Source organism: Cupriavidus sp. CuC1 (genome assembly GCF_044627735.1).
Classification (GTDB): Bacteria; Pseudomonadota; Gammaproteobacteria; order Burkholderiales; family Burkholderiaceae; genus Cupriavidus; species Cupriavidus ulmosensis.
The window spans coordinates 18590-31630 of sequence record NZ_JBIUHC010000050.1 but is presented as its reverse complement, the minus strand read 5'-3'; the positions used below and the strand labels follow the sequence as shown (position 1 = coordinate 31630).

Annotated in this window: 10 protein-coding genes; 5 read left to right on the top strand and 5 right to left on the bottom strand. The window is 67.2% G+C overall.

The window, feature by feature from the left end:
* Position 1 precedes the first annotated feature (1 nt).
* Positions 2-2146: a hydantoinase/oxoprolinase family protein gene (locus tag ACGLHR_RS21635; protein WP_400096288.1), complete on the bottom strand. Its 2145-nt coding sequence runs from the start codon at positions 2144-2146 to the stop codon at positions 2-4.
* Between the two features lie 388 nt (positions 2147-2534).
* Between ACGLHR_RS21635 and ACGLHR_RS21630 the strand changes: the two genes are divergently transcribed.
* From ACGLHR_RS21630 to ACGLHR_RS21620, 3 genes are all read left to right on the top strand, one after another.
* Positions 2535-3848 carry a hemolysin family protein gene (locus ACGLHR_RS21630; RefSeq protein ID WP_318232256.1) on the top strand — a complete coding sequence of 438 codons (1314 nt, stop codon included), beginning with the start codon at positions 2535-2537 and terminating at the stop codon, positions 3846-3848.
* A gap of 258 nt (positions 3849-4106) precedes the next feature.
* On the top strand, positions 4107-5453 hold the full coding sequence (locus ACGLHR_RS21625) for a GGDEF domain-containing protein (RefSeq protein ID WP_400096287.1): 1347 nt from the start codon (positions 4107-4109) through the stop codon (positions 5451-5453).
* A 113-nt stretch (positions 5454-5566) separates the two neighbouring features.
* A complete protein-coding gene (locus tag ACGLHR_RS21620) occupies positions 5567-5698 on the top strand; it encodes an entericidin A/B family lipoprotein (RefSeq protein ID WP_006163387.1) in 132 nt (43 codons plus the stop codon).
* A 45-nt stretch (positions 5699-5743) separates the two neighbouring features.
* On the opposite strand, the gene ACGLHR_RS21615 is transcribed toward ACGLHR_RS21620, so the two are convergent.
* The 4 genes from ACGLHR_RS21615 to ACGLHR_RS21600 form a co-directional block, all read right to left on the bottom strand.
* Positions 5744-7408, bottom strand: coding sequence for a phospholipase D family protein (locus ACGLHR_RS21615; RefSeq protein ID WP_400096286.1), 1665 nt, complete (start codon positions 7406-7408; stop codon positions 5744-5746).
* A gap of 95 nt (positions 7409-7503) precedes the next feature.
* A complete protein-coding gene (eda, locus tag ACGLHR_RS21610) occupies positions 7504-8148 on the bottom strand; it encodes a bifunctional 4-hydroxy-2-oxoglutarate aldolase/2-dehydro-3-deoxy-phosphogluconate aldolase (RefSeq protein WP_318232253.1) in 645 nt (214 codons plus the stop codon).
* Positions 8149-8205: 57 nt separating this feature from the next.
* Positions 8206-9141 (bottom strand): sugar kinase, encoded by a 936-nt coding sequence (locus ACGLHR_RS21605; RefSeq protein ID WP_318232252.1) that lies wholly within the window; start codon positions 9139-9141, stop codon positions 8206-8208.
* A gap of 69 nt (positions 9142-9210) precedes the next feature.
* Entirely contained in the window at positions 9211-10479 is a 1269-nt protein-coding gene (locus ACGLHR_RS21600) for an amino acid deaminase (RefSeq protein WP_318232251.1), read from the bottom strand.
* A 149-nt stretch (positions 10480-10628) separates the two neighbouring features.
* Here ACGLHR_RS21600 and ACGLHR_RS21595 point away from each other — a divergent pair, with 149 nt between their 5' ends.
* Together ACGLHR_RS21595 and ACGLHR_RS21590 are read left to right on the top strand one after the other, a co-directional pair.
* Complete coding sequence (locus tag ACGLHR_RS21595; protein ID WP_318232250.1) at positions 10629-11522, top strand: MurR/RpiR family transcriptional regulator; 894 nt, start codon at positions 10629-10631, stop codon at positions 11520-11522.
* 2 nt (positions 11523-11524) lie between these two features.
* Positions 11525-13030 (top strand): amidohydrolase family protein, encoded by a 1506-nt coding sequence (locus tag ACGLHR_RS21590; protein WP_400096285.1) that lies wholly within the window; start codon positions 11525-11527, stop codon positions 13028-13030.
* Positions 13031-13041: the final 11 nt, after the last annotated feature.

The window sequence follows — 13041 nt, the reverse complement described above, 5'->3', positions numbered from 1 at the left end:
CTTACTTCACTTCTTTGAGATGGAAGAGGTGATGCTTGTCGAGCGTGGTGGCAAAGCCCTCGGGCACCACAAAGGTGGTCGCGTCCGACTCGATGATGGCGGGCCCGATGATGGTGTTGCCGGGCTGCAGCGCTTCCATCTTCCACAGCACCGCGTCATGCCACTTTCTCTGGCGATACAGCGGGCGCGTGCCCAGGCGGGCTTGCGGGGGCGGCGTCGGGCCGCTTTCCGGGTCTTCCGGCAGCACCGGCTTCTGGGTGATCACCATGCCGCGCATGATGGCGCCGGTGACGGAGAAACCCAGCTCGGGAGAACGCGCAGAACTGGCGTACACGCGGCCATAGGTTTCCTCGAAGGCATCGACGATCTGGTCCCAATCGCCCGCCGTGGCGGCATTGGCGATCGGCGAGCTGATTTCCAGGTCGTTGAGCTGGCCCATGTACTGCATGCGGTAACCCGGGCGCAGGATCACGTCTTCGGCCTTGAAGCCGTTGATCTTGAACTCCTCGATCACCTTGGTGGCCAGGTCCGACCACGCCTTCTGGATGGTCTGGGCCGCCTGGGCCTTGTCCGCATCGGCGGCGTCCTGCGGCAGCGCCAGGTCGACGCTCTTGTCATAGCGGTACTCGAAGTCCGCGCAGGCGCAGCCGAATGCCGAAAAGCCCGCCGCCCACGCCGGCACGATCACGTCCTTGAAGCCCAGGCCTTCCGTGTAGCCATAGGTATGGACCGGCCCCGCGCCGCCGTAGGAAAAGCACACGAACTCGGTCGGGTTGTAGCCCTTGGCGCTGACGTTGGATCGCAGGTACTCGCGCAGTTGCAGGTCGAGCAGTTCGATCACGCCCGCTGCCGCGTCCTCCACCGACAAGCCCAGCGGATCGGCGATCTGCGCCTTGATATGCTGCCGCGCCCGCTCCACGTCCAGCTTGATGGCACCACCAAGGAAGTTGTCGGGATTGAGGTAGCCCAGCACCACATGGCAATCGGAGACCGACACCGTGTCCAGCCCGCTCTCCGGCCAGCAGGTGCCGACGCGGTAGCCCGCGCTGTCCGGGCCGAGCTTGATGGCGCCGCTGTAGGGATCAAGCCGCACGAAGCTGCCCGCGCCGGCGCCCACCGAGTCCATCGTCACCAGGGGCAAGGACAGCACCAGCCGCGCCATATCGGGATCGGCGGCGATGGCGAAGTTGCCCTTGGTGATGAGCGCCATGTCGAACGAAGTGCCGCCGATGTCGGAACAGGCGATATTGTCATAGCCAAGGGTTTCGCCGAGCAGCTTGGAGCCGATCACGCCGCCGATCGGGCCGGATACGATGGTGCGCGCCAGTTCCTTGGCCTTCCAGCTGATGGTGCCGCCGTGGGTGGCCATCACCCGCAGGTCGAACCTGGCGCCGTGCTTCCTGAACCGGTCGCTGACCTTCTTGAGGGTCTGCCGCGAAGGCTCGGCCGCGTACGCCTCCAGCACCGTGGTGTTCATCCGGTGGCTTTCCTTGCGCTGCGGGTAGTAATCCACCGAGGCGAACACCGGGATATCGGCACCCAGCTTCTTGAGTTCATCGCGCGTGATATCGCGCGCTTGCTGCTCGCTGGTACCGTTCTTGTGCGATTGCAGAAAGCAGATCACGATGGCCTGGGACCCGGCCGCCACCAGCTCACGTGTCGCCTGACGCACCTCGCTATCCCGCAGCGGAATCACGATCTCGCCCTGCACATCGGTGCGTTCGGTCACGCCGCGGGTGCGTGACAGGGGCACCAGCGGTTCGTCGTAGCGATGCGTATTGAGATGTATACGCTCCTCCAGCGCGTATCCCAGGTAGCTCTGGATGGCCCGCCCCATCGAATGGACGTGCTCGAAGCCCTTGTTCACCATCAGGCCCACGGCCAGCCCCTTGCGCTGCACCACACGATTGAGCATCGCGGTGCCCGAGTACACGCAGGTCAGCAGTTCGGGATACACGTCGTCGACCCCGCGCTGCCAGTGCGCAAGCGCGTCCTCCGAGGAGTTGAAGATGGCCAGGGATTCGTCTTCCGGGTTGCTTTGCGCCTTGCCGACGACGAACCGCCCGTCGCCGCGCACAAAGAAGGTGTCGGTCATCGTGCCGCCGGCGTCGATGCCCATCACCTGGACTTGTGATTGCACTTCCATGCTTGTCTCCTTGCTTTGTCAGCGTTCACGGCGGCTGCCAGGCAGCGCCGTTGCCAAACGCACCGCATGGCACGGTGGTTCGGTCTCTGTATCGCAACCGCTGTGCCAGATCCTGGAGACAAGCTTTTTTTCTTTTTATATCAAGGAGATATGGAGTATTTTCAGGCAAGGGAGCCGGACGGGTCCCGACTTGCACCGTCTCGAACGTCGTGTTTTCGAACGGGGGAATCGTTCGGTTTCCGCGCTGCCCCCGGCGCAGGCGCGATCAGCGCAAAGTGACGCAGGGCCATGGGCATGCCATTCCCGGGAAGCCCGCAGCGGCCCTGACACACAGCAATGTTATGCTTTGGCCCTCGATAACTCCTGCGCGCACAGGGCGCGCACCCTGATGGAAATTGCCATATTACTGGCGCTGATTCTGATCAACGGCCTGTTCGCGATGTCTGAGATCGCCTTGATGACGGCCCGCAAAGCCCGCTTGCAGCGGCGCATCGAGGAAGGCGACCGCGGCGCGATCGAAGCGATCAAGCTGGGCGAGGATCCCACCCGGTTTCTGTCTACCGTCCAGATCGGCATCACCTCCATTGGCGTGCTCAACGGCGTCGTTGGCGAATCCACCCTGGCGCAGCCGCTCGGCGCCTGGTTGCAGGGCTTTGGCATGCAGGCCTCGACCGCCGGCTGGGTGGCGACCACCATCGTGGTGGCCGGCCTGACCTATTTCTCCATCGTGCTGGGCGAACTGGTGCCCAAGCGCCTCGGCCAGATGGCCCCCGAAACCATCGCGCGCCTGGTCTCGCGCCCGATTTCCTTCCTGGCGCTGGCCTCCACCCCGTTCGTCAAGCTGCTCTCCAGCTCAACCCGGCTGGTGCTGCGCATGCTTGGCGTGAAAAGCGGCCGCGGCCCGGCGGTGACCGAAGAAGAGATCCATGCCCTGCTGGTGGAAGGCTCGGAGGCCGGCGTCATCGAGCAGCACGAGCACACCATGGTGCGCAATGTGTTCCGCCTGGACGACCGCCAGCTCACCTCGCTGATGGTGCCGCGCGGCGATGTGGTCTGCCTGGACGTGGAAGTCCCGCTGGAAGAAAACCTGCGCCGCATCGAAGAGTCCGATCACTCGCGCTTCCCGGTGGTGCGCGGCGGCATGCACGACATGCTGGGCGTGGTGAGCGCCCGCCAGTTGCTGGCGCGCCGCCTGCGCGGCGAGCCGACCGATCTCGCCACCGTGGCGCAGCCCCCGGTTTTCGTGCCGGAGAGCGTGACCGGCATGGAACTGCTGGAGAATTTCCGCGTTTCCGGCGGCCAGATCGCCTTTGTCATCGACGAATACGGCGAGGTGCTGGGCCTGGTGACGCTGCAGGACCTGATCGAAGCCATCACCGGCGAGTTCAAGCAGGATGGCGTGGGCGAGGAATGGGCCGTGCAGCGCGAGGACGGCTCCTGGCTGCTCGACGGCCTCATTCCCATCCCCGAACTGAAAGACCGCATTGGCCTGCGCCAAGTGCCGGAAGAGGACAAGGAGCGCTACCACACGCTGTCCGGCATGTTGCTGCTGTTGCTGGGCCGCCTTCCGCAGACCGGCGACACCGTGCGCTGGGGCGACTGGAAGTTCGAGATCGTGGACATGGACGGCAAGCGCATCGACAAGGTACTGGCGTCGCGCGTGCTGCCCGACGACGGCGCCGACGCCGAGACCACCGGCTGACCCCCAAACCCGCCTGCCGCCGAAACTTGATCTGCGTCAAGCCCCGGCGAATCCGCACTATCCCTGTATCCGCCACGCTTCGGGCGGCGCCCGCTCTCCCGTATGATCTTCACTGTGCCGTGCCGTGCCTGACACCGGCTTGAGGGCCTGATCCCCGAGCCGGCGCGCGGATGGCACGGCGGTCGCCGCGGTCAAGGCTTGGCCTGGCCGCGCTCATGCCACCGTGCGGCGAATTCATGCTGCCCACAGGGACCCCCCATGCATCCAGACGCAGACGATGCCGTCCGCTCGCCGGAGGTCGACCCCCATGTAAGAAGCGACTTCGCGGCTGCCCTGATGGCGCGGCGGCAGCAGTCGCTGGCCACGGAGCGGCGCTTCGTGGTGCTGGTGATCCACCTCGACCGCTTTACCCACGCCAGCGAATCGCTCGGCGCCGAGCTATCGACGCGGCTGCGCACGCAGGTCGCGGCGCGCGTAGCCGCGCTGGCGCTGACGGCCGAAGTGAGCTGGCTGGGCCAGGCGGACCTCGGCGCGGCCGTGCCGCTGCCCCCACAGCTACAGCCCACAACCGATCCCGGGGCAGCGGCGCTGCGCCTGGCGCGCACCGTGGCCGCGGGCCTGGCGCGGCCATTCGTGCAGGGCGGGTTCGAGCTGTTCCTGTCCAGCAGCATTGGCGTGGCGCTGGACGAACCCGACAAGCCGGCGGAGCGTAGCCTCCAGGAAGCCTATGACGCGATGCTGCGCGTGCGCAAACGCGGCGGCGACGGCGTTGCCGGCAGTGCCGTTGCCACGCCCGCGTCACTTTCCGCACCGATCCTGGCCGCCCTGCCGTATGCCTTGGCGCGCGGGCAGATCGCGCTGAACCTGCAGGCAAGGGCATCGCTGGCCACGGGGTGCGTGACCGGCTACACGGCGCGGCTGCGTTGGCAGAGCCCTGAGTTGGGGCGTGTTGCGCCGCAGGACTTCCTGCCCGCGCTGGAGTCGCTTGGCATGATGGGCGAGGTGGCACGCTGGTTGATGGAACACGCCTTACCCATGCTGGACTGCCCCGGCGTCGCCGCCCCGGTGGAACTGTCGTTGCTGGTTTCCAGCGCCCAGTTGCACGGCATCCCGCTGATCGATACCTTGCTGCGTACCCTGGCGGCACGCAAGCTCGACCCGGCAAGGATCTGCCTTGAAATTCCCGGCGAGGCCTTGCTCGCCGACGACCATGTTGCGGCCGCCAAGCTCGCCACGCTGCGCGGCGCGGGCCTGCGCTTTGCCCTGAGCGACTTCGCCGACGCGCCCGGTGGCACGGCAACCCTCGAGCGGCTGCAACCTGACTTGCTCACATTCAACGCGCGCTGCATCGGCAGCACCGACCAGCCAGGCAAGCCGGACCAGGCCGGCGCCGCCGCGCGCCTGCAAGCCGCCTGCGAGCAGGCACGGCGCCTTGGCTTGCCAGTCTGTGCCAAAGGCATCGAAACGCGGCACCAACTGGCCGAAGTACGCCGCTGGGGCTGCTGTGCCATACAGGGCTACTTGCTGGCGCAGCCCTTCCCGGCCCACTGGCTGGCGCAGACACATGCCGCAATCTGCGTACGTTCAAGTGAATTGCTCGCCTAGGGTGTGCCGCCGTCCTGGCACGATCGGTTACAAAATGGCACGTATCGTGCTTCAATAGAGTGTCGCGACAACGGTAGAATTGCGGCGAATTCAATGACCGAAAGGAGTCTGGCGTGAAAAAAGGATGGATCTTCTGCGTTCTGTTTGCCACCCTGCTGGCTGGCTGCAACACCATGGCCGGCCTGGGCCAGGATATTCAGAAGGGTGGCCAAAAACTGGAAGGCGCAGCCGATCGCAGTAAGTAAGATGCGCTGCCGGCAACGGAGCGCCAGGCATGGCGCTCCGCGGCATCACAGCAACTGCTCCGGCGTGAACGGCGCCAGTACGTCGATCCACAAACGCTTCTGCCAGGTGGTATCCGGCTCGGTATCGAGCACCACCGCCTTATCCCCCTTGCCGTCCACCCACTGCAAAGCGCCCTGATCGGACAAGCGCACCAGGTAGCTGTTGTCGTCGATCGCCCCGGCGAACAGCTTCGCGACTTGCTGCGCCAGCTTGGGGCTATGGATGATCAGCCCCGTCTCCGTGTTCTGGCTGGCCGAGCGCGGGTCGAAGTTCATCGATCCCACGAACAGGTTGGTCCGATCAGCAACGGCCGCCTTCACATGCAGGCTGGCCTGCGACGACGTGTAATCCCCGATGATTTTCTGCGGCCGGCCGGGCCGCGACTTGAGCTCATGCAGCTCCACGCCCGCGCGCAGCAGGTCGGGCCGGTAGCGCCGGTAGCCCACATGGACGATGGGCGCATCGGTCGCGGCCAGCGAATTGGTCAGCACCCGCACCTGCACGCCCCGCTTGACCAGATCCGCCATCCACGCCACCCCACGGTCGCCCGGGATGAAATACGGGGAAATCAGGATCACCTCCTGGCTCGCCCCGCTCAACATGCGTCCCAACTCCTCGCTCATGGTCTCACCGGCGGCAGGCGCCTGGTCCGGCGCGGCTTTGCTCGGCGCGTCGACCATGACGCTTGCCGAAGCCCATTCGAGGGCCAGCTTGCCCCCAGCCGTGAACTGGCGGCCGAGGAAGCTGTCCCGCGCATCGATCTTGCCGGGAGGCGTCATGCCCTGTGCTTCGATGCGCTTGCTTTCGGCCTGGGGATCGACCAGGGCCTGCTCGGGCCGCGCCGCGCTGGCGGCGGTGGCGGAGGCCGCGTCCGCCGCCTCCGCCACCGTCGCCAGCGTTTCCACCGACACGGCCAGCGGGTTGTTCCAGTATCGGTCGAACGCGGCAGAGAGCCGCCGTACCGCGGGGCCGGCGGCGATCACGTCAAGGTCGACGAAATTCGTGTCCGGGGCGCGCAGGAAGTAGGCGTTGCCGACATTTCGCCCGCCTGTCATGGCCAGCGCGTTGTCGGCGATAAAGGCCTTGTTGTGCATGCGGCGGTTGAGGCGCCGGACATCGGTGGCGGACGAGAGCATCCGCGTCAGCTTGGAGAAGCGCCCCGCCGGAAACGGGTTGAACATGCGCACTTCGATATTGCGATGGCCAGCGAAGCGCAGGAAGGCGCGATCCTCGCCGTCGCTATGCAGGTCGTCCACCAGCACGCGTACGCGCACGCCCCGCTCGGCGGCAGCGCGCACGTGGCGCAGGATCTCGCGGGAGGACTCGTCGGCCTCGATGATGTAGTACTGGAGGTCCAGGGTGCGCGTGGCATGGTCGGCCAGCGAAATCAACGTGCCGTAGGCTTCTTCGCCAGAGGCGATCACGTGAAAGCCGGAAAGCGCCGGATCGGGCGAGCTCTGCGCAACCAGCCGCCCGAGGGCGGTAGTCGACGGATCGGCCAGGGCTGCGCTCTGCTCGCGCGGCACATCCTTCGGCAGGCTGGCGCAACCCTCGGCAAACAGGACAAACGCGCAGATCAGCGCACGGCCGAGCCAGTGGGCCAGCATCGCGCCGCGGCCCCGGGAGCCTGCCATGCTCCCCGGCGCCGGGCCCGCCAATTGCACAGTCATGCTGCCTCCAACCGTCGGGATATGCCAAGCTTACAACCTGGCACGGCGTCCCGCTATCCGCCTTTGTCCGACGCCTGGGGCTTCCCCTTGGGGCTTCAGACGGACTTGCGCAGCGCAGCAGCCTCCTGCGCCAGCGTGCGCACCCGCGCCCAGTCGCCCTTGGCCACGGCATCCTTGGGCACCACCCAGGAGCCGCCCACGCAAACCACATTGGGCAGCGCGAGATAGGTTGGCGCGCGGGCAAGGTCGATGCCGCCCGTGGGGCAAAAGCGCAGTTGCGCGAACGGCCCGTACAGCGACTTGAGCATCGGCACCCCGCCCGACGCCTCCGCCGGGAAGAACTTCAGGAACTTGAAACCGGCTTCCATCGCGGCCATCGCCTCGCTGGCGGTGGCGACGCCAGGCAACAGCGCCACGCCCGCGCCCTGCGCGGCCACGGCCAGCGCCGGCGTGAGCCCGGGCGACACCGCGAACCGCGCGCCGGCATCGCTTACGGCTTTCAGGTCGGCCGCCGTGAGCACCGTGCCCGCGCCCACGCAGGCTTGCGGGAAGGCTGCCGCCACCGCCTTGATGGCTTCCAGCGCCACGGGCGTGCGCAGCGTGATCTCCAGCACCGGCAGGCCGCCGCCGATCAGGGCTTCGGACACATGCAGGGCTTCGTCCACGGAGGAGAACTCGAGCACCGGGATCACCGGCACGTTAACAAGGCGTTCGATCAGCGAGGGAGATTGAGTTTGCATGGCAGTGGATCTTCGGTCAGGTCGGACGGTTGAGCTTAAGCGCTTGAAGCTTGGGAATCAGGCGATCACGGAAACCGACTGCGCCATTCGCGCCAGCACGGTTTCGGTGGATGGGATGGGCGCCACGGCACCGTAGCCGGTGGTGGACAGCGCGGCCGCCACGTTGGCGTAGCGCGCGGCTTCGAAGGGATCGTCGCCGCCGGCCAGCCGCGCGACAAAACTGCCGCCAAAGCAATCGCCGGCACCGGTCGCATCCACCGGGCGCACCGGGTACGGCGCCACCAGCGTGCGCGCCTCGGGGGTGGCCACATACGCGCCCTCCTCGCCCAGCTTCAGCGCTACCAGCCCGATGCCGCAGCCCAGCAGGTAGTCGACGATGGCGTCGCGGTCATTGAGGCCCGTCAGCACGGTGATGTCGTCCCAGCTCGGCAGGCACACATCGGTCAGCGCGAAGGCCTCGCGCATGATGCCGCGCGCCCGCGCCAGGGTCCACAGGCGCAGGCGCAGGTTGGTGTCGAGCGTGACCTTGCACCCCGCCTTGCGCGCATGCTCCATCGCCGCCAGGCCGGCATCGCAGGCGCTGGTGCTGATGGCCAGGCTGATGCCGGACACGTGCAGGTAGCGCGCCTCGGCAATGGCATGGTGGGGCAGGTTCTCGTGGCTGTAGTGGCTGGCCGCCGAGCCGCTGCGCAGGTAGTCGAAGCGGTGGCCGTGCGCGTCGTGGGTGACGAAGTACACGCCGGTGGGCGAGCCCGCGTCGATGCGCACGTGGCGGGTATCCACCCGCTCTTGCGTCCACAGCGCCAGCAGCCGCTCGCCGAAGGTGTCCTCGCCCACCGCGCTGATATAGCCGGCGCGGGCGCCCTGGCGCGCCGCGGCGATGCAGAAATTGGAAGTGTCGCCGCCAAAGCCCTGCAGGTAGCGCGCGGGATCGTCGGGCTGCTGGTTGAACTCAACCAGCGCTTCGCCGAAGGCGAGAATGTCGATGCTCATGGTGCAAGCGTCCCCAGTTGTCACTGTTGTAGCTGTCGTTGCTGTCGTTGCTGCTGCGTGCGGCGCCGCTCAGAAGAACGTCTGCACGAGATCGATCACGCGCAGGTCGCCGTCGAGCACCGGAATGTGGCGCCACTTGTCGAAGGTAAGGCATGGATGGGAAATATCAAAGGCCACCATGTCGCCGACCTGGACATCGTCGCCCGGGCGGATCGCCAGGTAAGCGTGCTGGTCCATCATGCCCGTCACCTCCCAGTGCGCGGGCACCGCCACCGGCGCGCTCGCGCCGGGCCGGTAAACCTGCGCCGGGATCGGCATGCCCGCATCGAAGGCGGCATCGCGCTTGCCCATGCCGATGATGGCGCGCTCCGGCTCGGGAATCGATTGCACATAGGCCCACAACTGCAAGGCCGGCAACAGGCCCTCGCGCATCTTCTGCGCGACCGGGTTGCTGGCAAGAATGCGTTTTTGCGCGGCGCGGTAGATGCCCACGTCATGCGTGAGGTAGCAGCCCGGGCGCAGCACGATGTCGATCGGCGCGCCGATGTCGGTGCGGGCGAACTCCTCCGCCACCACGTCGTACCAGGCCGAGCCCGCGCCGGACATCACCACCGGGCTGCGGCCAAAGCGGCCGGCCGCGAACAGCTCGCGCGTCACCGCCACGGTACGCCGCAGGAAGTCGCGGATGTCGGCCTCTTCCTGGAGCACGCCTTCGTAGATTTCCACGCCGGCCAGCGACAGCACGCCGGGCCAGCGCGCCAGCGCCGCGAGCACCGCTTCTTGCTGCTGCGCGTCGCGCACGCCGGTGCGCCCGCCTGGCACGCCTAGCTCCAGCAGGACCTGCAGCTTCTGGCCGCGCGCGCTGAAGTACGAACCCAGCTGGTCCACCAGCGCCGCCGAATCCACCAGCGTAAAGAACTCGAAATCCGGATCGCGCAGCAGGTCGGCCACGATTTCCATATTGCGCCGGCCCACCAGCTGGTTGGCCATCAGCACGCGCCGCACGCCGTGCGCGTACGCGGCGGCGGTCTGGTGCGCGGTGGCCAGCGTGATGCCCCAGGCGCCGGCGGCCAATTGGCGCGCGAACAGCTTGGGCGCCATGGTGGTCTTGCCATGCGGCGCCAACTGCACGCCGTACTCACCCATGAAGCGGCGCATCCACTCCAGGTTATGCGCCAGGCGTTCTTCATACAGCACGGCGGCCGGCAGGCTGAGGTCTTCGGCCAGCAATTGCCAGCCCACCTGGCCGGCTTCGTCGGGTGCCAGCGGGGCGTCGAGCTTGCCCAGCGCCTTGTTGAGCGGATCGATCGTGCCGGCTTGGTACTTTATTTCACGCATGCTGTCATCATCCTGCAAAATTCCGATTGACGTAATGATAGCCTTGAAATTACGATATTTCACCATTGTTATAAAGTAACATTCAAAGCTGGCTCCGGGACGACATTGCGCCCCCGGGACGGCTCGCCTCCACCACTGACCCGCCAACCATGTCCGCGCCCTTCGACATCCTGACCCGCATCGCCGAGCGTGGCCCGACGCTGCGCCTGGCCGAGCAGAAGGTCGCCCAGGTGATCCTGCAGGACCTGGCGGGCGCCGCCGCCACCAGCATCAACGAGCTGGCGCGCCAGGCCGGGGTGAGCGAGGCCAGCGTGACCCGCTTTGCCAAGGCCATCGGCTGCCGCGATGTGCGCGACCTCAAGCTGCGCCTGGCGCAAGCCACGGCCGTGGGCCAGCGCTTCCTGCAGGCGGAAGTCGCCCGCGCGGCGGAGCCGTCCCCTGCCACGCTGGCCGACAGCATTCATGCGGATATCCTGGACTCTCTTGAGGTCAATCGCAAGCTGATCGATCCCGACCATATGGAGCGTGCGGCGCACCTGTTGCTGAAGGCGCGCATGGTCTACGCTTTTGGCATGGGCGGCGGCTCGTCCTTCATGGCCGACGAGGCGCGTTACCGGCTGGCCCGCCTTGGCCGTCCCGTGGCCACCTACCAGGACGCGCTGCTGCAGAAGATGGTGGCAGCCACCTTGCACAAGGACGATGTCGTGCTTGCGTTCTCCGCCACGGGCAACGTGCCCGAGATGCTGGCCAGTTGCGATATCGCACGCGAATACGGCGCGAAACTGGTGGCCGTGACCGCGCTGGGCTCGCCGCTGGCGGCGCGTGCCGACGTGTTGCTGCCGGTGCGCACGCTGGAAACCGATTTCATTTTCAAGCCCTCGGCCTCGCGCTACGCGATGCTGCTGGTAATGGACGTGCTGGCCACCCAGCTCGCCCTGCTGCAGCAAGACCAGAGCCAGGACAACCTGCGCCGGCTCAAGTACGTGCTCGACGCGCACCGCGGCACTGGCGCCACCGATAGCCGCCAGCCGCTCGGAGACTGACCATGCCTGAACTGTTCGATACCCTCATCCGCGGCGTGACCCTGATCGACGGCTCCGGCGCCGAGGCGCGCCTGGCCGACGTGGCGCTGCGCGCCGGGCGCATCGCGCGCATCGCCATGCTGGAAGATGGCGCCGATGCCATCGACCCCGGCAGCGCCGCGCATGTGGTGCAAGGCGAAGGCCTGGTGCTGGCGCCGGGCTTTATCGACGTGCACACGCACGACGACACCAACGTGGTTCGCCAGCCCGAGATGACCCCCAAGCTGTCGCAAGGCGTCACCACCGTGATCGTCGGCAACTGCGGCATCAGCGCGGCGCCCGTCACGCTGCGCGGCGAGCCACCCGACCCGATGAACCTGCTGGGCACCGCCGACGCCTTTTGCTACCCGGACTTCGCCGCCTATGCCGAAGCCGTGCAGGCGGCGCGGCCCGCCGTGAACGTGGCCGCGCTGGTCGGCCATACGGCGCTGCGCAGCAACCATATGGACCGGCTGGACCGCACAGCCACCCCGGCCGAGATCGCGGCGATGCGTGCGCAACTGGAAGAAGCGCTCGACCATGGCGCGATCGGCCTGTCCACCGGCCTGGCTTATGCCAATGCGTTCGCCGCCACCACCGACGAAGTGCTGGCGCTGGCCGAGCCGCTGGCGCATGCCGGCGCGCTCTATGCCACCCACCTGCGCAGCGAGTTCGCCGACATCCTGGAGGCGATGGATGAAGCCTTCCGCATCGGGCGCCATGCGCGCGTGCCGGTGGTGATCTCGCACATGAAGTGCGCCGGCCTGGACAACTGGGGCCGCAGCGGGGAAGTGCTGGACGCGCTGGAGCGCGCGCAACGCTGGCAGCCGGTGGGCTGCGATTGCTATCCCTACACCGCCAGTTCCTCCACGCTCGACCTCAAGCAGGTCACCAGCGATTTCGACATCATGGTGACGTGGTCCGAGCCGCACCCCGAGATGGGCGGGCGCTTGCTGGCCGATATCGCGGCCGAGTGGGAGCTCGGGCTCGAAGACACCGCGCGCCGCCTGCAGCCGGCCGGCGCGGTCTATCACTGCATGGAAGACGCGGACGTGGACCGCATCCTGAGCCATCCCGCCACGGTAGTGGGCTCCGACGGGCTGCCCAACGATCCGCTGCCGCACCCGCGCCTGTGGGGCGCCTTCCCGCGCGTGCTGGGCCACTACGCCCGCGACCGCGAACTGTTCCCGCTCACTGTCGCGATCAACAAGATGACCGGCCTGTCGGCCGAACGCTTCGGCCTGGCCGGGCGCGGCTTTGTCCGCGAAGGCTACTGGGCCGACCTGGTCCTGTTCGACGCCGCCACCATCCGCGATGCGGCCAGCTTCACCGATCCCATGCAGCCGGCCGAGGGCATCGCTGCAGTGTGGGTCAACGGCGAGCTGTCGTGGCAGCAGCGCAAGCCCACCGGCACGCGGGCCGGCCGCTTCCTCGCGCGCAGCAAGCCTGCCGGGGCCAGCTTCACCGAGCCCGTGCGGGCGCAACAGTAACAACCGAATCT